This is a genomic window from Mariniphaga sediminis, from assembly GCF_003573545.1.
In the GTDB taxonomy this organism is placed as follows: Bacteria; Bacteroidota; Bacteroidia; order Bacteroidales; family Prolixibacteraceae; genus Mariniphaga; species Mariniphaga sediminis.
The window spans coordinates 117,940-138,779 of sequence record NZ_QWET01000014.1 but is presented as its reverse complement, the minus strand read 5'-3'; the positions used below and the strand labels follow the sequence as shown (position 1 = coordinate 138,779).

Sequence of the window (20,840 nt, the reverse complement as noted above, 5' to 3'; positions counted from 1 at the left end):
TTGAATTGTTTTTGTTGAAAGATGTTCAAAGATACAAGAATGGATGATGGAAATCGAAAGAAATTCTTCAATAGTTTTTTTTATCCTGTGAAATTAAGATTGCCGCAAGTTAAGGCGCTCCTGTTTTGATATGCATCGAATCTCGCATATTTATTTCTTACCCTGCAATTGGGACAAACACAACAGAAATAGGTTGTTTTAACAGAAGATAGATTACACGTAATCCATCACTTTTCCGGCTATTTGGAGCAAGGAGATCTCCGCAATTTTGGTTTGAAATTTTACGGAGATAAGACGTTCTTCGGCATCAAGCAGGCTTTTTTGAACCTCGCGCAGTTCCAGTCCCGATAGGGCGCCCAGCCGGTAACGTTCCAGCGCAATTTCCAGATTTTCACGGGCTACATCCAGGTTTTGCTCTTCCATTTGTACAAGCCGCAGGTTATTTTCGTAGGCATAATAGACAGTAAGAAGCTCGGCTTTAATGTTCTGCTCTATTTCCTGATACCGGTACATCCGGTTTTCTGCTGCAATGCGGGCATTGGCCTTCTCGCGGCGACGATTAAATCCGTCGAAAATATCCATTCCCAGTGTGAGGCCGTAATTGAATGTCCGTGTTTGCTGGTTGTTAAGTGCCAGTTCACCGTAGTCACTGATGGTTCCAGTTCCGTAGCCACGGTAAGAATAATTGTAGCCCGACGACAGGTTCAGGTAGGGATACGATCTGGATGCAATGATTTTATAGTCCAGTTCCGAAATTTGTTGATCTTTTTTGGCAACCTGGAGACTGGTGTTTAAATCGAGAGTCAATTCCAGTAGTTCTGCATAATGTAAATCAGGATTGATGGCAATAGAAGTATCCTGCAGTGCAATACGCTCCTCCAGGTTTTCCAGCGCCATTAGTTTTTTTAACCGGACTTCTGATTCAAGGATGGCCTCGTTTTGCCGTGCCAGGCGGGAACTGTCTTCGTTCAGGTAAACAATAGACTGTAGCAATTCCAACTTTGAGGAAGCACCCAAAAGGTAACGATCCTCATCAATACGCACCCGTTCCCTTGAAAGCGAAACAGCATATTCCATGTTATTCTGGTAATTAAGCTGCTGAATGTAATAATAATATTCAGCGACTATTTGCGCTACCAGATTTTCCATGGCCATCTGGGTATTGAGTTCCCCAACCTGTTTTAACTCATCCAGTTTTTGATATGTCGTTTGTACATTCAACCCGTTAAAAATGGTCATATTCAGGTTTAAAGCTGCCGATCCCGTGGTGTTATGGATTCCACTCGATATCCTTTGGGAATCGTCGTTCATGTTTTGAGTAGTGGAAGTTAAGTTCCCTCCAAATCTGTTTGTGGTAGACACCGTAGGCAAAAATCCGGCATTTCCCCGGGTGTAATTATTGTCTGAAATTGCTTTTTCGTTACGGGCTACTTTCACCGAAAAATTTTGTTCCAGGCCGGTTGTCACGCACCGGCTCAGATCGTAAATTTCTTGCCCGGATGAATTTTCCGCAATTATAAAAATCAGAAAGACGGGGATGAGCCTTTTAATCATTAACAGGTTTTTCAATATGATTGATGTTACTCGCATTATCCGATGTATTATTTGATTCACTTGAAATTAACAGGTAAATGCCCGGGACTACATACAGGGTAAGGAATGTGGAAATCAGAAGTCCGCCTACTACGGCTGTCCCCATAGCCACGCGGCTTTGTGCCCCTTCTCCCAGTCCCATAGCAAGCGGCAGGATTCCCAGGATAGTCGACAGGCTTGTCATCAGAATAGGGCGGAACCGGGCGGCGGAGGCATATTTTATAGCTTCCAGTTTTTTCATCCCGGCCACTTTCCTTTGGTTGGCAAATTCCACGATAAGTATCCCGTTTTTGGAAACCAGCCCGATGAGCATAATGATTCCTATCTGGCTGAAAATATTCATGGTAATGTCAAAGTACCACATAAAAAACAGGGCGCCGGTTAATGCCAGGGGTACTGTCATCATTACAATAATGGGGTCTTTAAAACTTTCAAACTGCGCTGAAAGTACCAGGAAGATAAGCACAATGGCCAGAATAAATGCAAACATCAGGCTCGACGAACTTTCCATAAAGTCTTTTGAGTCGCCGTCGAGCGCAGTGCGAAACGAATCATCAAGTACCTTGTTAGCGATTTTGTCCATTTCTTCGATTCCCTCACTAATGGTTTTTTTATTGGCCAAATTAGAAGAGATTGTGGCAGATACAAACCGGTTGTAGCGGTAAAGCTCAGGTGGGGCAGTCGTTTCCTTCAGACTGACAAAATTGTCAAGCTGAACCATCTCACCCCTGCTGTTCCTTACATAGAGCGATTTTAGATCGAGGGGTTTGTTGCGGTCCTGACGGTGCAGCTCTCCCAAAATCTCGTATTGTTTCCCGTTCATGATAAAATAGCCGAACCGCTGTCCGCTTAATGCCAGTTGGAGTGTTTGCCCTATATTTTGGGTTGAAACGCCCAAAAGGTTGGCCTTATCCCGGTTGATTTCAATCTGTAATTCCGGCTTTGTGAATTTTAGGTTTACATCGGGCGATACAAAGATGGGGTTGTTGTTTACCTGAGCCATAAATTCGGGTAAAACTTCGCGGAGTTTATCGATGCTCGGTGCCTGTAGAACGTACTGGATTGGCGGACGGGCGCGTCTGCCGCCAAAGGTCGATCGTTGTACGACAGTGGCCCTGGCCTTTGTCTTTTTTCGGAGTTCGGCAGTAAGTTGGCTGGCGATTTCCTGCTGGGAACGTTCCCTTTCATCCGGGTGGGTTAGTACCACCCGCACAAATGCCCAGCTTCCTCTCACCAGGGTTGTAACATTTTCCCGTTCGGGGATTATATCATTGACCAGTTTGGCTATGTCCTCTACATAGTCGTAGTTGAATTCGTAAGTGGCCCCTTCGGGCGAAGTGACCCTTGCATTCATTTGCGAACGGTCTTCCAGAGGCGCCATTTCAGCCGGGATGATTTTCCACAAAACGAAAATGAAAACTCCCGATAGTAAAATAATAATCAGAGCAATATATTTTCGTTGCAGGAATTTTGCCAATGAACGCTGGTAGGCACCGTTGAGTCTGATAAAAAACTTTTCGGAATAATTGTATGCTTTACTTCGTTTGTGGCGTGTTTTTAACAGTTTGGTCGAAAGCATGGGGGTGAATGTAAGTGCGACAAACGATGAAATGGCCACGGCACCGGCTATAACAATACTGAACTCGCGGAAAAGCCTGCCCGTCATTCCTTCCAGAAAAACGATGGGAATGAATACAGCTACTAATGTAATGGTAGTGGCAATGATAGCAAAAAATATTTCGTTGGAACCTTTTAGCCCCGCCTCCAGGGGAGTCATTCCCTGTTCAATTTTCACATAGATATTTTCCATCATCACAATGGCGTCGTCTACCACCAGCCCGATAGAAAGTACAATGGCAAGCAGGGTCAGGACATTGATGGTGAACCCGGCGATGTACATGATAAAAAATGAACCAACCAGCGAAACGGGGATTACCAGGATGGGGATGAAGGTGGTTCGCCAGTCGCGCAGGAAAGCAAAAATGATAACGACAACCAGGAAAAAAGCCAGGTAAATGGTGGTTTTTACTTCCCTGATCGACGAACGGATGTATTTGGTATTGTCAAAGCCGATATCAATTTCCACATCATCGGGCAGATCCCTTTTCATAAATTCCAGTCGTTCATACACATCATCCACAATGTCGATATGGTTGGCGCCCGGTTGCGGAATAATGATGGTGGCAACCATGGGAATTCCATTCATTTTCATGATGCCGCGCAAATCTTCGGGGCCCAGCTCAGCCCGGCCGATATCGCGTACCCGGATAAGCTGATCTCCTGATTGTTTCAGGATGAGGCTGTTAAATTCTTCGGGGGTTGTCATCAACCCCAGTGTGCGGATGGTTAGTTCCGTGGTATTTCCTTCGATACTTCCTGCCGGAAGTTCAACATTTTCGCGGAGAATAGCGTTTCGCACATCGAGGGGGGTCATTTGGTAGCCGGCAAGCTTGGCCGGGTCGAGCCAGATGCGCATGGCATAGCGTTTTTCTCCCCAAATATCCACGGCACTCACACCCGAAATGGTTTGCAGTTGTTCTTTGAAGGTCAGTTCGGCGATTTCGGAAAGTTCGAGGAGCGATCGTTTCGGGCTCTTTATCGCAATCATAATGATAGGCTCGGCATCGGCATCGGCCTTGGAGACCGTTGGCGGATCGCAGTCGCGGGGCAGGTAACGTTGCGCCTGCGAAACTTTGTCGCGTACATCGTTGGCGGCCGTTTCCAGATCAACCGAGAGTTCAAATTCTACGGTGATCCGGCTGTTTCCCTGACTACTGCTACTGGTTAAAGAACGTATTCCCGGAATGCCGTTGATGGATTGTTCCAACGGCTCTGAAATCTGGGTTTCAATTACATCGGAGTTGGCGCCGGGATAAGAAGTTCTTACGGAAATGATGGGAGGGTCCACGCTGGGAAACTCCCTGACTCCAAGAAAGGTCATCCCGATTCCCCCGAACAGTAAAATAACCAGGGAAAAAACGGTCGCCAGTACCGGGCGTTTTATGCTAACGGATGAAAGACTCATTTTATTCGGTTACTAAATGTTGGTTTGTTACGATGGTATCGAGTTGTACCGGCAGGTCATTTCTTAATTGCAAAATAGCCGTTGTTAGCAGTGTGTCGCCAAAACTCAGTCCCTCCCTGATTTGAATGTGCGACTCGGTACGAAGGCCGGTAATGACCTTTTTCCCCTGTGCTTTCCCCTTGTTAAAAACGTATACTTTTTCACCATCCATTTCAGGAATTAGTGCTTCCGTAGGAATGGAAACGGCATTTTCAATTTGTGAAAGTCGCGCCCTGACACTGGCAAACCGGCCGGGTTTGAGTTCTTCGTTTACATTGGGATAAAGCGCTCGTGCCACAATGGTGCGGGTTTCAATATTTACTTTGGGGTCGATAGCATACACTTTTGCTTCAAAAGAATGCTGAAAGCCGTCGATGTTGAATGTGATAGGAAATCCGGGAGTTACTTCTCCGGCATAGCGCTCAGGAATGGAAAATTCGATTTTAAGCGGCCGGGTTTTTACCAGACGTACAATTTTGGTCTGGGTGGTGGCAAAAGCTCCTTCCGAGATCATACGCAGTCCGACAGTGCCATGAAAAGGAGCACGCAGTTCGGTTTCATCAATGCGGGCTTCAATGAGCATAATATCGGCTTCGATAGACTGTAGTTCGGTAGCTACCTGGTCATAACTTTCGCGGCTGATGGCATCGCGGTCGAGCAGTTGTCGTTGCCTGAACTCCCGTTCCTCAACAAGCTTTTTTTGTGCCCGTAATTTAAGCAATTGCGCCTGCAGTGGTTTATCATTGATTTTTGCCAGCAACTCACCTTTTTCAATGCGCGTGCCTTCCGCAAAATAGATACCTACTACTTTCCCGGAAGTTTCAAATGCCAGATCCACTTCTTCATCGGGCAGCAGCGAACCGGTGCTGTATATCAGTTCGTTCATTTTTGTAGGCACCAAAATGTACCCGCTGGCGTATAGCGGTTGCCTTCCTCCCCCATTACTGCCGGGCCCCGTCCGGAGTCCCGGTTCTTCTGTTGTGCGAAATAGCGGCTTAATTTTCGGATATAAAACAATGCCAGCTACAACCATTACCAGGACAATGGAAACGGATATCCTGAATATATTTTTTGTTGCCACGTCTTAAATTTTTAATATGAGTTTACTTGGTTTTGTTAAACTAAACAAATTTGACTAATGAAGTTGCAAAAGGTTAAATCCTAAATTCAGTAAAAGTAAAAAATCTTTTGGCGGATTTTTTTATATGCCCGGATAAACTTTGCCGAAATGGTGGTATTTGGCTCTTATACAATTTGTTTGTAAGACGTAGAAAGCCGCTGGACTGCTTTTTAATGAATTGATTATTTTGCTGCGGCAGCAACTTCTCCGATTATCTCCTCCAGAATATAACCTGCAGTCTCCACATTCGGAACATTGGAGAAAGTAAGTGTGAGTTTATTGCTGCGTTCCCGCATCTGCCCTTTGGTTTTACCTCTTTGCACGTATTGTACAATTTTCATAAACAGCGCCGATTGGTAAAATGGGGACTGCTGGTCGGAAATGAAATAACAAATCATTTTTCCTTCTTTGAGAATGATTTTTTCCATGCCCAGTTCGATGGCTTTCCATCGGAGTTTTACAACTTCAAGTAATTCCCTGGTTTCTGCCGGAAACGGGCCGAATCGATCTTTCAGACTATTGCGAAACAGATCCAGTTGTTCCCTGTTTTCAATGTTGTCAAGTTCGCGGTAAAGCAGCATCCGTTCCGAACTTCCGGGAATGTAGCTGTCGGGGAAAAGCAGTTCCAGATCAGTATCAACCTGGCAATCCTGTGTAAATTTTATGTTTAGAAAAGCCTGTGCCTGCTTCTGATCTTCTTCTTTGAAAACATTTTTAAACTCTTCTTCCTGCCGCAATTCCTGAATTGCTTCGTTGAGAATGCGGTGGTAGGTTTCAAACCCGATGTCGGCAATAAAGCCACTCTGTTCGGCTCCCAGCAGGTTCCCGGCTCCACGGATATCAAGGTCCTGCATGGCAATGTTAAACCCACTTCCGAGGTCAGAAAATTCTTCGATGGCTTTTAGCCGTCGCCTTGCCTCTGCACTTACTGCTGAAAGGGGTGGCGTTATGAGGTAGCAGAATGCTTTTTTGTTGGATCGCCCCACACGACCGCGCAACTGGTGCAAATCACTCAGTCCATAGTTTTCAGCATGATTGATAATCATTGTATTGGCATTGGGAATATCCAACCCCGACTCAATGATGGTGGTGGCTATCAATACATCATGATCGCCGTTAATAAAACCCAACATCACCTTTTCAAGTTGACGGCCTTCCATTTGCCCATGTCCCACGGCAGTGGAAATGCCGGGCACAATTTTTCTGATGGTAGCTTCCACTTCGTAAATATTCTGCACCCGGTTGTGAATAAAAAACACTTGTCCGTTGCGGGCTACCTCGTATAAGATTGCTTCGCGGATAAGTTGCTCATTAAAACCGTGTACCTCGGTAATAATCGGATAACGGTTAGGGGGTGGCGTCTGGATGATGGACAAATCGCGGGCGCCCATCAATGAAAACTGCAAGGTGCGTGGGATGGGCGTAGCAGTGAGAGTTAGTGTGTCCACATTTACCTTCAGCTTTTTTAGTTTGTCCTTTACCGAAACCCCGAACTTTTGTTCTTCATCGATAATAAGCAATCCCAGGTTTTTGAACTTCACATCTTTACTCACCAGCCGGTGGGTACCGATGAGGATATCAACTTTTCCTGCAGCCAGATCGGCTAACGTTTGTTTTATTTCGGCAGCAGATTTAAACCGGCTGATGTAGGCCACAGTTACTGGAAAATTTTCCAGGCGCTCGGAAAAGGTTTTATAGTGCTGCAATGCCAGAATGGTAGTAGGCACCAGCACGGCCACCTGCTTGCTGTCGGTTACCGCCTTGAATGCCGCCCGGATGGCCACCTCGGTTTTACCAAAACCCACATCGCCGCAAACCAGACGATCCATGGGAATTTGTTTTTCCATGTCTTCCTTGACCGCTGCGGTGGCTTTTTCCTGGTCGGGTGTGTCTTCGTAGATAAAGGAAGCCTCCAGTTCGGTTTGCAGGTACGAGTCGGGCGAGAAGGCAAATCCTTTTTCGGCCAGTCGTTCAGCATAAAGGGCAATCAACTCTTTGGCAATGTCCTTTACTTTGGACTTGGTGCTGTTTTTCATTTTTTGCCAGGCCCCGGTACCCAGTTTATTTAAATTGGGTTCGGTTCCGTCTTTGCCCTTGTATTTAGAAATACGATGCAACGAGTGGATATTTACGAGCAGGGAGTCGTTGTTTTTGTACACCAGCCGGATGGCTTCCTGCATTTTTCCGTTGATTTCGGTACGCACCAGCCCGGCAAATTTACCGATTCCATGATCGATATGCACCACGTAGTCGCCGGGGTGCAGCATATTCAGTTCTTTCAGCGAAATGGCTTCACGCTGTGCTTTTCTGGATTTCAGTTTAAACCGGTGGTAACGCTCGAAAATCTGATGGTCGGTGTAACAACAAATCTTCAGATCATGATCCACAAACCCTTCGTGCAATGTAAAATTTACCGGGGTAAAATGTACCGCCGTCTTGATATCCTGAAAAATAGCCTGCAATCGCTCTATCTGTTTTTCCTGGTTCGAAAGGATGAATATTTCATATCCGTCGTTTTGATGTTCTTCCAGGTTTTCACCGAGCAGATCAAATTTTTTATTAAAAACCGGTTGCCGGGCATGGGAGAATTTAACAACGAAATTCGGTTCAAAGCAGAGGTCAGTACCCCAGTCGCAAACGGTTTTGGAGTGCAGTTGTTTTTTCAGTGCTTCGCCCGTGATAATCATTTTTTTCAGATTATCCTCTTCGGCTTTTGCCAGAATGGTTTGCCGGTGAATATCATCTACCTGATGGAAAAACTGATTCATGTCGTTTCCGAAATAAAGCGTGTCTGCCGGTAGAAACTCGAATACCGAAACCCGATTGCCTTCCAGTTCTTCATTTTGAATATTAGGGACAACCGTTATTTTCCTGAAGGTTTCTTTTGAAATCTGGTTGTCGATGTTGAAGCTGCGGATGGATTCTACCTCGTCGCCAAAAAAATCGAGCCGGTAAGGGTCTTCGTTCGAATAGGAGAAGACATCCACAATGCTTCCCCGCACCGAGAATTGTCCCGGTTCGTAAACAAAGTCGACCCGCTCGAAGCCATATTCATACAAAAATTCGTTGATGAATTCAATAGAAATTTTGTCGCTGACAGCCACCTGCAGTGTATTTTTTTCGAGGTTGGGTTGCGAAATCACGGTTTCTACCAGTGCTTCGGGATAGGAAACAATCAGGCAGGATTCCTCATTGTCGTGCAGTTTGTTCAACGTTTCAGTCCGCTGCACGATATTTTCCTGTTCAGGCTGTCCGTACTGAATAGAACGTTTGTATGACGAAGGAAAAAACAGGGCCGGTTTTGCTAACCTCAGATTATTTAGATCATCATAAAAATAAGCGGCTTCCTCGCGGTCGTTTAGCAGCAGAACCATGTTTTGACGGAGTTCCTGAAACAGGTTGGCAGTCCATATTGTTTTGGCAGAGCCAATAAGTCCATTCAGGTGAATCTTTTCACCCGGGGGGGCACTGAGTTTTTTTGCCACTCCGGCAAAATGTTTTTGCCCCTTAAAGTATTTCAGAAATGCTACAGGTTCCAATTTTACCTGAAAATTTTGGCAAAATTATAAATAATGCAGGACTTGCAGAATGTTGTTCCCAATTTTTAGTGAACTCCTTTACCGGGAGTACGGGGAATCGCACCCCAGCAGTGTGTTGGTGGCATTAAAAATGTTTGAAATGAAACTGCAAGTGATTTCCAGAGGTTGTTTGAAGTTTCAACAAAAACCAACCCGGAATCCCGAAAACCTTCAACAAACTCCTGGCAGCGTTTATTACAGCATTTTAGTAGATTTGTATCTTTCGGGAATTCAATAATAAATCAGGAATGAATAAAACGATAGATGAGAATATCCTCCCCAAGTTTGGCATTGCTTTAAGCGGTGGGGGCGCGCGGGGAGTTGCCCACATTGGTGTGCTGGAGGCGCTGGAAGAGTTTGGAATAAAACCGCAAGTGGTTTCCGGTACCAGTATGGGAGCCATTGTAGGTGTGTTTTATGCAGCTGGCTTTTCGCCAAAAGAAATTCTTGATTTTCTGGTTACCCGGAAATTCCATACTATGATTAACTGGCATCTTCCCTTTAGCGGGCTTATTGACATGGGGAAGGTTCAGGAAGTGATGGAGGAAATGATTGGAGCCGATGATTTTTCTTCCCTGAAAATGCCTTTTTATTGTGCGGTAACCAACCTGAACAGTGGGTTGGAGGAGATAAGATCGGAAGGAAAGTTATTTCAGTGGGTATTGGCATCGGCTGCCATTCCGGTTGTTTTCGAACCACAAATAATTGACGGACAAACCTACACGGATGGCGGACTGCTGAATAATCTTCCGGCGGAAGCAATCCGGGATAAATGCCAGGTACTCATTGGTGTTCATGTAAACCACAATGGTCCGGAAGAAGAGGTAAAGGGGATGAAGACCATTGCCGAAAGGGCTTTCCGGTTGGGGATTGCCCAAAATGTGGAGAAGAGTAAGCAAATATGCGATTTTGTAATTGAGCCTCCGGAAGCGCGTAATTTCAATACATTCAACTTTAATAAAGCGGAAGAAATTTACGAGGTTGGCTACAATGAAACGAGAAACCAAATAATGAAAATGTTTGAAGACATTAATATTGAAAAGGTCGTAGAGTTGAAGAAAAACAGGAAGATGCAGTAAATGATACATGTTGAGGGATACAGGCATATATTGGCCTGTCCGCTATAGCCTGGCATAGGTTTAAAATGAGTTCTGGCAAAAGCGAATTACAATTTGGTTTTAGGTATTAAAGGATAATTTGTTGCACCGGGAAAGATTTATTCAGAATTTTTATATGATTTTATATTTTAGACCTCACTTTGAAAATCCGGTGGACTTTTGATATTTTTAAAACGCATTGAAATGGCGGCCCAATGGCCTTTTTTCATCGAAGCCGGCATTAAGATAAAACCTTAGTGAGACCGGGAAGCTCCGAAGACATGAGGAGATCACCCGGCCGAAGCTCGGGGAAGGCAATGCGGGGTAAAGACGCAACCCCGGAGTGGGTTGAATTATTGATAATCAGCTAATGTCAACTTTTGATTTGTATTATTCCTTCATCTTCTTATCCCACTAACATTTTTAATGTGCTCTGCCTTTAGAAAACAAATCGGAGTGTTAGAAATGTCACTCTCTTTCTGTTTTGGGGAACTGAAATTTTTGTTTAAAAAACTAAATCCAGCGGATTTTTCAGCTGAGCCTATTTCATATCACCCGGCGATTGAAACAATTTTTGGGGTTTGGAAAGAATAATTAATTTTTCAGGAACCTGCCGGCAATAGTTTCATTTGAAATAATTTTTTTTCTTCTACTTTTTCTCTGCTGAACAGGTCATCGTGGTAAAGGTTGTTGAGATACCTATTGGTCTGGTCAAGATAAAAATCGCTGGCAGGAATGCCACTTGTTCCGGTTGGGATAATTGTTTCAGACGCATCCCAGTTAGCCAGATCGAAAATATGCCGGTGGGAAGCCCCGTTCGTTACCTTGTACAGGTTGTTGTATGAATAGGAATACGGACAGACAGTATGGAAACTCCCCGGCATTTCGAAAGGCCCCCTGTTCAGGTTCAGTGCTTTGTCGAGTGCACTTACAACACCCAACGGGTGGCTCACTGTGAAAGTGTGAATCTTTCCCCATTGCCAGTCTTCCACATTCGGTCCGGATTGCTGTTTCAAATCTTCTGTTGTTTCCTGAAACGCACGAATCACAATATCGTTCCAGGTTTCTGGATCCGGCGTGTTTTTGTCGTCAATCCAATGTGATTTTTTTGCTGAAAGTACATGAACCATCAGGTTTTCCACAAGGGAGCGTTCACCCATGAATGAATGGAAAAGATCCTGGGGCAGATCATCTTTGACCAGGTTTTCAGCTACTTTTCGGAAAAGAATTTCAAAGATTGAAGCAGCCTGGCTTTCACGGCTGAGAACCAGATTCCAATCTTTCAGTTTTTGAAAAGCTGCTTGCCGGGTAGTGTCCCAGCTGGTCTTTGTTTCTAATGCTTCCAGAAAAACCGGAGTCCATTTTTCAGCTTTTTTCGATTGAATGTCTCCCTGAATGCGTTTAAAATCTGCAACGCCGTGTTGGGGAATTTCTTCCAGCATATCGCGAATGCGGTCGATACGGTCGGGTATGGCAAACCAGGTGCCGATGTGGTAAGGGTAATCTTCGGGAACCGTTTTGTTGTTGGCGGAAGAAACGTACCCGCGTTCCGGGTTGAACTCAAAAGGAAGTTCTTCAAAAGGGACAAACCCGGTCCAGTCGTAAAGGCTGGTATCGCCCGGATATATTTCGATTCCGCTGCCTTTGCGGAGAGGAACGCCGGCACAGGTTTGCAGGCCTATGTTTCCTGCTGCATCGGCATATACTATGTTCTGACTTACCGAACTAAACGTTTTTACCGCATGGCGGAAATCGCCCCAGTTATTGGCGCGGTTCAGTAAAAATACCGAGCGAAGTTCGTCGCTGTATTCATTCCCCAGCCAACGAATAGACAACGCCGTTTCTGTTTCGTTTTTAAACCTGTTTACCAGCGGTCCGCGGTGAGTAAATTTCAGGGTTTCCTTTATGGCTTCCTCCTCCTTGGTCTGAATGGTTTCTTCCCTGATAAGAAGGTCTTTCCATTGGCCATCCAGTAAATATTTTGTGGAGTCATTATTCAGTGTTTCAGTGTAAAAATCGAGGTCGTCCACATACACATTGGTCATTCCCCAGGCAATGGAATCGTTATGTCCGCAAATAACAAACGGCTGGCCGGGCAAAACAACACCGGTAACATTTAAAGAACCTTCTGTTACATGGTGCATTTGGTACCAGACTCCCGGAGCAAATAATCCGAGATGCATGTCGTTGGCCAGCAACGGTTTCCCTGTTTTGCTTTTTTTGCCTGATACCGCCCAGTTGTTGCTTCCCCTGAAAATTTCAGCCCCCAATTCTTTCAGCTTGTTATTTGCAGAAAGGAGGGTCTCTTCCGGGGGAATAGCAGGAGCATTAAAATCAGGAAAAATGGCGGTTGGATGGTTTTTCATGTCCGGAATTAATTCCTGAAGTTGTTCCGGCGTGATTTCCCGGTTTATTTGGTGGAGCAGAAGTTCGGTTCCCCACCCGGAGGTGAGATCCCACGCAAGGTACCCGATGAGGTTGACCGAATGCACCGGTTGCCAGGGGTCGGGTTGGTATCCCAAAATTTTAAATTCGGGCGGAAGCGGGTAATTTTCCAGGTAAAAATTGATTCCTTCTGAAAACGCCTTAAGAATAGTGGTTATTTCAGGGGACGATTTTGCCAGCACCTTTTCCGATTTTTCAGGAATACGCAAGGCGCGCATGAGCAGATCGGTATTGAGTTGATCTTTTCCCAGTATTTCCGAAAGCCGGCCCTGCGTTACCCGCCGTAATAAATCCATTTGCCACAGGCGGTCCTGCGCCATACAAAAGCCCACGGCACGGTATAGGTCGGTTTCATTTTTCGCGTAAATATGCGGAATGGCAAATGAATCGCGCAAAATAGTTACTTCGCCGGTTAACCCGGGAATTTGGACATCTTCAGAATAATCGGGCAAAGCAGCTTTTTTGATATTGTTCAGAATGAAGTAACCTGTAATAACGACAGCTATCAGAAGCAACACAATGGCCAAAAGGGTACGTTTAAATATTTTCATTTGATTCCGGTTTTATTGAATTCGATAAAAAAGATGTTGATTTTCATACATTACATACGTAATATTTCTAATTTTAAGACCCATAAAATTAAAAATCAATTAATAATGAAAAAAATTGTGATTCTTTTTTTTCTGGGTTGTTATGCTTTGGCAGGAATTGCCCAGGAAGCTGACAAGATTACCGGTGTTTGGTGGAACGATGAAAAAACGACTAAAATAGAAGTGGAGAAGAAAGACGGGAAGTATATAGGGACCATCGTTTACATGATTCCGGAAAAGTACGAAAACGGAGAACCGCCCAAAGATGATGAAAATCCCGATCCCAGTTTACGGAGTCGTTCTTTGATTGGGTTGCAAATTTTGGGTGGTTTTGAATACGATACCAAAAAGGAGGAGTGGAAAAACGGAACAATCTACGATCCGAAGTCAGGGAATACTTATGATTGTTATGCCTGGATGGAAAATACGGACTTGCTGAAATTGAAAGGTTTTGTGGGCGGTATCCGTTGGCTGGGGCGCAGTTCGGAGTGGTACCGGACTGAATTTTAGTGTATAAAATAAAAGACTTTTTAGAATTAAATTCGGAATTAAGTGATCCGGCGTGGAAAAAACTTTTAATTTTGTGGCGCTTGAAAAAAAGGGGATGAATATGCTAACATTTACCAAGGGATTGTTTCTGAGTTTATTGATGGTCGTTACCTGGTTAAATCCGGTAGCAGGTCAGTCTGATGATGGTCACGGAAGCCACCCCGAAGGGAATTCGCATGCGGAAGAAAAGTTTGATGCCGGGAAATTTGTGATTGAGCATGTGCTGGATTCTTACGAGTGGCACATTGCTTCTGTGGGGGAAAAGCATATAAACATCCCCCTTCCCATAATTCTTTTTAGTAAATATCCTGAACTGCATGAAGGTAGGAAGCTGCATATTTTTATGTCCACCAAATTTCATCACGGGCACGAAGATTACAGGGGTTTCCGTCTTTCTCACAGTGAAGAATACAACGGAAAGATTGTGGAATTGGATGCGCATGGGCACGAAATCGGGAGGCCTTTAGATCTTTCAATTACCAAGGTCGTTGCCGGAATTTTTGTATCAGTTATTGTACTGTTTTCCCTGTTGTTTGTAGCCGCCAAAACAGCGAAACGAAACAGGGGGAAAGCGCCCTCCGGCATTCAAAACCTGTTAGAACCTGTTATTGTATTTATTCGCGATGAGATTGCCATACCTTCTATTGGCGAAAAAAAATACAAAAAGTTTTTACCCATACTACTGAGCCTTTTCTTTTTCATTTTATTGAATAATTTGTTGGGGTTGATACCTATTTTCCCGTTTGGGGCTAATGTCTCCGGGAATATTGCCGTTACCATGGTGTTGGCGCTCTTTACGTTTGCTGTGACCAATATCAAAGGGAATAAACATTACTGGAAAGAAATATTTAATCCCGATGTGCCCTGGTGGTTGAAATACCCCATTCCGCTGATGCCTATTGTGGAGCTTTCAGGGGTTTTAACGAAACCGTTTGTGCTGATGATCCGGCTTTTTGCCAACATGCTGGCCGGGCACATGATTGTTACGGTGTTTATAAGTTTGATATTTATTTTCGGCAGCTTGATGGGGCCGGCGGCTGGTTACGGGGTTAGCCCGGTATCCATGGTGTTTTCGGTTTTTATCTTGCTGCTCGATGTGTTGGTTTCATTTATTCAGGCGTATGTTTTTACTCTGCTCTCGGCCATCTATTTTGGAATGTCGACTGCAGAAAGCCATTAATATTCATTATTTAAATTAAATGCTATGTTTTCAGCTATTTTAACAGTTTTGCTACAAGTAACGGCCGGCGCATCACTCGCTAAGATGGGTGCTGCAATTGGGGCTGCCATTGCTGCTGTTGGTGCCGGTTACGGCATTGGCCGTATTGGTTCGAGCGCGATGGAAGCCATTGCCCGTCAGCCAGAAGCAAGCGGGGACATCCGTTCCAACATGATTGTTTCAGCGGCATTGATCGAGGGGGTTTGCTTTTTTGCAGTAATCACCTGTGCCCTGGTTCTTTTTGTGTAGCAACCGTATTGAGGCAGTCACCTTCGGGATTGCCGGAGGGACTGTTTTTTACAATGAAATTTAAAATATAAAAAAGTTCTGATTATGGAATTGGTTACTCCGAATTTAGGAACAATATTCTGGATGGTTATCATTTTCGGGATTGTGGTTTTTGTCCTGAAAAAATTTGCCTGGAAACCGATCCTCAATGCACTGGAGGAGCGTGAAGAAACAATATCAAATGCTTTAAATGCTGCGGATGAAGCGCGAAAGGAGATGGCTGACCTGAAGGCCGGGAATGAACAGCTCATTGCTGAAGCCCGAAAGGAGAAGGAGGCTATTTTGCGTGATGCAATGAAGTTGAAAGACAGTATTATTGCCGAGGCTAAAGAAAAAGCTTCCGCCGAAGCCCGAAAAGATATTGAGAATGCCCGGCAGCAGATTCAGAACGAGAAAGCGAAAGCCATTAACGAGATGAAAACCCAAATGGCCGAAATATCCCTGATGATTGCCGAAAAGCTGATACGGAAGGAGATGGCCAGCGACAAACAACAGCAGGAGATGGCCAATAAGTTACTCGATGAATTCAAATTGAATTGAAAAGATGGACGAAAGCGCAGTTACGGTAAGGTATGCCAAAGCCATATTCTCATTGGCGAAACAGAATGATTTACTTGCTTCCCTGAAAACAGATATGGAGCTTATCTCCAATGTGTGCCGCCAGTCAGTCGATTTTGATTTGCTGCTGAAAAGTCCGGTGGTGAAATCATCCGAAAAAATAAGGCTGACAAAGCTGATTTTTGGGGAGAAAATAGATTCCCTTTCACTCGATTTTTTGGAGCTGGTAATGCGGAACAAACGGGAGGCATTTATTCCTTTTATCTGCCGGAATGTGCTGACGCTTATTCGGAAAGAAAAAAATATAAAAACGGCTGTGCTGACCACTGTCAGTGATATGGATGAAGCAACCATCCGAAAAGCAGAAAAAATTCTGGAAACAGAGTTGGGGAGTAAAGTCGAACTTTCGACAAAGGTAAATCCCCGGATGATTGGAGGTGTGATTCTACGTATCGACGACAGACAATATGATGCCAGTATAGCCACACAGCTTAAAAAAATGAAGCAGGAATTGTTAAAAACCCGCTTGGGATAAGATAGGAACAACTGATCATGGTACTCCTTCGGAGAAAAAAGATAGAAAAAAATGATAAACATTAAACCGGCTGAAATATCTGAAATACTGAAGCAGCAACTCGAAAACTTCAGATCAGAAGCTGAATTGGAAGAAGTGGGCACCGTTTTGCAGGTGGGCGACGGTATTGCCCGTATTTACGGCCTTTCGAATGTGGAATCAAATGAAATGATTGAATTCGAAAGTGGTATTAAAGGGATAGTGTTAAACCTTGAAGAAGACAATGTAGGCGCTGTATTGCTGGGGTCTACAGAAGAAGTAAAGGAAGGCGATACTGTAAAACGTCTGCAACGAATTGCTTCCATTATGGTGGGCGACCACCTCATGGGCCGGGTAATTAATACCATTGGAGAGCCACTCGACGGGAAAGGGCCAATTGGTGGGGAGTTGATGGAATTACCCCTTGAGCGTAAGGCGCCAGGCGTTATTTTCCGTCAGCCGGTGAAACAGCCTCTGCAAACAGGTTTGAAAGCCATTGATGCGATGATTCCTATTGGTCGCGGGCAACGCGAGCTTATTATCGGCGACCGCCAGACAGGGAAAACGGCCGTGGCTATTGATACCATCATTAATCAGCGGGAAAATTTCGAAAAAGGAAATCCTGTTTATTGTATCTATGTAGCCGTTGGCCAAAAGGGATCGACCGTTGCCAATATTGCCTCTACCTTACAAAAGCACGGGGCCATGGATTACACAATTATTGTTTCGTCAACCGCTTCCGACCCGGCTGCTTTGCAGTTTTATGCACCCTATGCCGGTATGACCATCGGGGAGTATTTTCGCGATACGGGCCGGGATGCCCTGATTGTACTCGACGACCTTTCGAAACAGGCTGTTTCTTACCGCGAGGTTTCCTTGTTGCTGCGCCGTCCACCCGGACGTGAAGCTTATCCCGGCGATGTATTTTACCTGCACTCCCGGTTGCTCGAAAGGGCTGCAAAAATCATAGAATCGGATGATATTGCCTCACAAATGAATGACCTTCCCGCAGGGTTAAAAAATAGAGTAAAAGGAGGAGGTTCGCTAACGGCGCTTCCCATCATCGAAACCCAGGCGGGAGATGTTTCTGCGTATATTCCCACCAATGTGATTTCCATTACCGACGGACAGATTTTCCTGGAGTCGAACCTGTTCAACGCCGGGTTCCGGCCTGCGATTAACGTGGGTATTTCTGTTTCTCGTGTGGGAGGAAACGCGCAGATTAAAGCAATGAAAAAAATTGCAGGTACCCTGAAACTCGACCAGGCGCAATACCGGGAACTGGAAGCTTTTTCCAAGTTTGGTTCCGACCTCGATGCAGCTACCATGCGCGTGCTTGATAAAGGGAGGAAGAACATGGAGATACTGAAACAAAACCAGTATACGCCCATGAAGGTAGAACACCAGGTATCCCTTATTTATTGCGGGGTAAAAGAATTGCTGCGGAATGTGCCGGTGGAAAAAGTAAAAGAATTTGAAACAAGCTTTCTTGAATTAATGGAAATGGAACACCGCGAGGTACTGGATTCCATAAAAGAAGGTAATATGACGGATGAGATCGAGCAGGTTTTAAAGGATGTGGCTGCCGAAGTGGCCGCAAAATACAATAGTGCAGACTGAATTGTTGACGCATGGCAGGATTAAAAGAAATACGTACACGCATTACCTCGGTAAAGACCACGCGTCAGGTAACCAGCGCCATGAAAATGGTTTCGGCCGCCAAGCTGAAAAAAGCCCAGGATGCCATTTTACAAATCAGGCCTTATGCCGATAAGCTGCATCAGATCCTGGTTTCTATTGGCGCCAGCCTCGAAGAGGTTGAAAGTTCAGTTTATACGCGTCAAAAGGAACCTGACAGAGTTTTGGTCATACTCATTTCCTCGAATCGTGGATTGTGTGGGGGATTCAATCTGAATATTGCAAAAAAAGCAATGGAGTTGGTTCATTCAAAATACAGTCTGCAATTACGATTGGGGGAAGTGGATTTTTTATGCATCGGGAAACAGGCTGAACGTCAGGTGAAGCTCCGGGGAATGAAGGTAGTAGAAAGCCATCATGAATTGTTTGACCACCTTGATACGGCACATGTTTATCAGTTGGCTGAAAATGTCATGAAAATGTTTGTTGAAAATGAATACGACAGGGTGGAACTGGTTTATAACCAGTTCTTGAATGCAGCTTCGCAGTTGAACAGCACAGAACAGTTTCTGCCGGTTGAAATGGAAAATGAGGAGGAGACGAAACAGTTTCGTGATTATATTTTTGAACCTTCGAAAGAATATATTGTACAGGAACTGATTCCGCAATCGCTGAAAATTCAGTTTTACAAAGCGTTGCTCGATTCCCATGCTGCTGAACACGGTGCTCGTATGACAGCCATGCACCAGGCTACCGACAATGCCACGGAGTTGATAAAAGATCTGACACTGCAATACAATAAAGTGCGCCAGGCTTCCATTACCAGTGAAATACTCGAGATTGTGAGCGGGGCAGAAGCCCTGAAAGGCTGAGGTCATTCCCTGGTTCGGATTCGGTAATTTCAATCACCGGGATCGGCAATTTGTAATTGCCGGTTAAGAAGGAATCCTGAACCTTTTCCGGTATTTTATGTGAAAATCTTTTTCCTCCCAACAATTACCAGGTTGGTTGCAGCCTGCAATCCATGCTCCATGGCTTTCGTTCTGAATTCATCAACCTGAAGCCGGAGGGCGTCATGTTCCGGGTGTCCTTTAATTTTTTCCAGCATCTGTTTCATCTTGTCAATCCTGAGTTCAAGGTCTGCTTCATCCTCTATCAGGTTTACATTCCGTCGGTGTTCGAAAAAGAACTGGACAGGCACTTCCGTTTCTTTCAGTATTTGAAGAATAGCATCTTTTGTAAATGTTTTCCGGTGAAATCTGCCCAGCATCCGATCGATGTGACTGCGAAAATGATGATACATTTTATGCACTTCCTGTGCCGGATTTAAATGATCGCTGATGGTTTCGTTTATAATAATATAACCGTCCGGTTTCACCACCCGTTTCATCTCCTTCAATCCTTTTTTTACCTTCGGAAGATGGTGCAAGGCCATTGAAATACTGACGACATCAAAGGAGTCATCTTCAAATTTAAGATTTTCCGCTTCCATCTCCAGAAAAGTAACATCAGGGAAGTTTTGGCGGGCTATTTCAAGTGATTCAGTATTTGGATCGATGCCTGTAATTTTTGCCCCCGGGAAGGTGTTTTGCAATGTATGCAGAAAACCTCCGTTTCCTGTACCCACATCAAGGATATTATGAATGGCTATATCTTTAAAATAATTTCTGAGTGGCTCCATGTGTTTAAAAATATGTTCTTCTGGTTGTTTTAAGCATTTCCCACAAATGTAAAAAAATCCCGTTCAATTGCCAGTGTGCCCTGCGGAACTATACCAACAGAAGCAAAGCCGACACGGCGGTTACTACAATTACAAAAGCCCGGTACGTTTTTTCAGGTATTTTTTTCACCAGCCAGATACCGAGAAATGCACCGGCTGCTATGCCGGGAAGCAGGATTAGATCGAGTTTCAACGTTTGCCAGTTGATGGTTTTCCAGATCAAAATGTGTAGCGGAAATTTGCTCAGGTTTATTATGAGAAAAAACCAGGCGCCGGTTCCGATGAAGCTGTTTTTGGGAAGGTGCATTGCCAGCAGGTAGATGGCAAAGATGGGGCCGGCTACATTTCCAATCATGGTGGCAAATCCGCCAAGGATTCCCATTGTGGCAGCAAACCACCAGGTATCCGGGAAAAAATTGCCGCTCTTTTGGCGATCTTTCCAAAGCATTAGGGCAATACAAATAAAAACCAGGATGGCAATGATATTTTTGAACCATTCATCATTAACAACTTCTCCAACCCATAATGCAATTCCTACACCAACGAATGCCCATGGGAGTAACTTCCATAAATAATGCCAACGGGCATGACGGTGGTAGTATCCTACCCCAAACCAATCGGCCATCATTAAAATGGGCAATAAAATACCGGTAGAGGCTTTTCCCCCGAAAATGAGGGCCAGCACCGGCACTACAAACATGGAAACTCCCGGAATGCCCACCTTCGACATCCCGATAAGCAGGGCGCAAAAAAACAGCAGCAACCACTGTAGTAACGTAAAATCAATCATTATGCAGGATTTTAGCGGGCAAAGGTAAAAGAAAACAG

Annotated in this window: 15 protein-coding genes; 8 read left to right on the top strand and 7 right to left on the bottom strand. The window is 44.7% G+C overall.

The window, feature by feature from the left end; genetic code table 11:
• Positions 1–213: 213 nt before the first annotated feature.
• The 4 genes from D1164_RS17050 to mfd all read right to left on the bottom strand — a co-directional run bounded on the left by D1164_RS17050 (position 214) and on the right by mfd (position 9,316).
• Positions 214–1,554 (bottom strand): TolC family protein, encoded by a 1,341-nt coding sequence (locus D1164_RS17050; RefSeq protein ID WP_172594502.1) that lies wholly within the window; start codon positions 1,552–1,554, stop codon positions 214–216.
• Positions 1,547–4,618: an efflux RND transporter permease subunit gene (locus D1164_RS17045; protein ID WP_119351101.1), complete on the bottom strand. Its 3,072-nt coding sequence runs from the start codon at positions 4,616–4,618 to the stop codon at positions 1,547–1,549. Before D1164_RS17045 ends, D1164_RS17050 begins: the two co-directional genes overlap by 8 nt.
• 1 nt (position 4,619) lies before the next feature.
• Positions 4,620–5,738 carry an efflux RND transporter periplasmic adaptor subunit gene (locus D1164_RS17040; RefSeq protein ID WP_147372214.1) on the bottom strand — a complete coding sequence of 373 codons (1,119 nt, stop codon included), beginning with the start codon at positions 5,736–5,738 and terminating at the stop codon, positions 4,620–4,622.
• Positions 5,739–5,959: 221 nt separating this feature from the next.
• The gene (gene mfd, locus D1164_RS17035; protein WP_119351099.1) at positions 5,960–9,316 is read right to left on the bottom strand and encodes a transcription-repair coupling factor; all 3,357 of its coding nucleotides are present in this window, start codon (positions 9,314–9,316) and stop codon (positions 5,960–5,962) included.
• Positions 9,317–9,603: 287 nt separating this feature from the next.
• On the opposite strand from mfd, the gene D1164_RS17025 reads away from it, so the two are divergent.
• The gene (locus D1164_RS17025) at positions 9,604–10,434 is read left to right on the top strand and encodes a patatin-like phospholipase family protein (RefSeq protein ID WP_119351097.1); all 831 of its coding nucleotides are present in this window, start codon (positions 9,604–9,606) and stop codon (positions 10,432–10,434) included.
• 620 nt (positions 10,435–11,054) lie between these two features.
• On the opposite strand, the gene D1164_RS17020 is transcribed toward D1164_RS17025, so the two are convergent.
• Complete coding sequence (locus tag D1164_RS17020; protein ID WP_119351096.1) at positions 11,055–13,448, bottom strand: penicillin acylase family protein; 2,394 nt, start codon at positions 13,446–13,448, stop codon at positions 11,055–11,057.
• Positions 13,449–13,553: 105 nt separating this feature from the next.
• Between D1164_RS17020 and D1164_RS17015 the strand changes: the two genes are divergently transcribed.
• The 7 genes from D1164_RS17015 to atpG all read left to right on the top strand — a co-directional run bounded on the left by D1164_RS17015 (position 13,554) and on the right by atpG (position 19,164).
• On the top strand, positions 13,554–13,997 hold the full coding sequence (locus D1164_RS17015; protein ID WP_206611048.1) for a DUF2147 domain-containing protein: 444 nt from the start codon (positions 13,554–13,556) through the stop codon (positions 13,995–13,997).
• A gap of 100 nt (positions 13,998–14,097) precedes the next feature.
• Positions 14,098–15,216 (top strand): F0F1 ATP synthase subunit A, encoded by a 1,119-nt coding sequence (atpB, locus tag D1164_RS17010; protein WP_206611047.1) that lies wholly within the window; start codon positions 14,098–14,100, stop codon positions 15,214–15,216.
• Positions 15,217–15,264: 48 nt separating this feature from the next.
• Positions 15,265–15,504 carry an ATP synthase F0 subunit C gene (gene atpE, locus D1164_RS17005; protein ID WP_262707171.1) on the top strand — a complete coding sequence of 80 codons (240 nt, stop codon included), beginning with the start codon at positions 15,265–15,267 and terminating at the stop codon, positions 15,502–15,504.
• 84 nt (positions 15,505–15,588) lie between these two features.
• The gene (gene atpF, locus D1164_RS17000) at positions 15,589–16,083 is read left to right on the top strand and encodes a F0F1 ATP synthase subunit B (protein ID WP_119351094.1); all 495 of its coding nucleotides are present in this window, start codon (positions 15,589–15,591) and stop codon (positions 16,081–16,083) included.
• A gap of 4 nt (positions 16,084–16,087) precedes the next feature.
• Positions 16,088–16,636, top strand: a complete 549-nt coding sequence (atpH, locus tag D1164_RS16995; protein ID WP_119351093.1) for an ATP synthase F1 subunit delta — start codon at positions 16,088–16,090, stop codon at positions 16,634–16,636.
• A 51-nt stretch (positions 16,637–16,687) separates the two neighbouring features.
• Positions 16,688–18,274 carry a F0F1 ATP synthase subunit alpha gene (gene atpA / locus D1164_RS16990; RefSeq protein WP_119351092.1) on the top strand — a complete coding sequence of 529 codons (1,587 nt, stop codon included), beginning with the start codon at positions 16,688–16,690 and terminating at the stop codon, positions 18,272–18,274.
• Positions 18,275–18,285: 11 nt separating this feature from the next.
• Positions 18,286–19,164 carry an ATP synthase F1 subunit gamma gene (gene atpG / locus D1164_RS16985; RefSeq protein ID WP_119351091.1) on the top strand — a complete coding sequence of 293 codons (879 nt, stop codon included), beginning with the start codon at positions 18,286–18,288 and terminating at the stop codon, positions 19,162–19,164.
• Positions 19,165–19,259: 95 nt separating this feature from the next.
• On the opposite strand, the gene D1164_RS16980 is transcribed toward atpG, so the two are convergent.
• Together D1164_RS16980 and D1164_RS16975 are read right to left on the bottom strand one after the other, a co-directional pair.
• Positions 19,260–19,973: a class I SAM-dependent methyltransferase gene (locus tag D1164_RS16980; protein WP_119351090.1), complete on the bottom strand. Its 714-nt coding sequence runs from the start codon at positions 19,971–19,973 to the stop codon at positions 19,260–19,262.
• An 88-nt stretch (positions 19,974–20,061) separates the two neighbouring features.
• Positions 20,062–20,802, bottom strand: a complete 741-nt coding sequence (locus D1164_RS16975; protein WP_119351089.1) for a sulfite exporter TauE/SafE family protein — start codon at positions 20,800–20,802, stop codon at positions 20,062–20,064.
• Between the last annotated feature and the right edge of the window lie 38 nt (positions 20,803–20,840).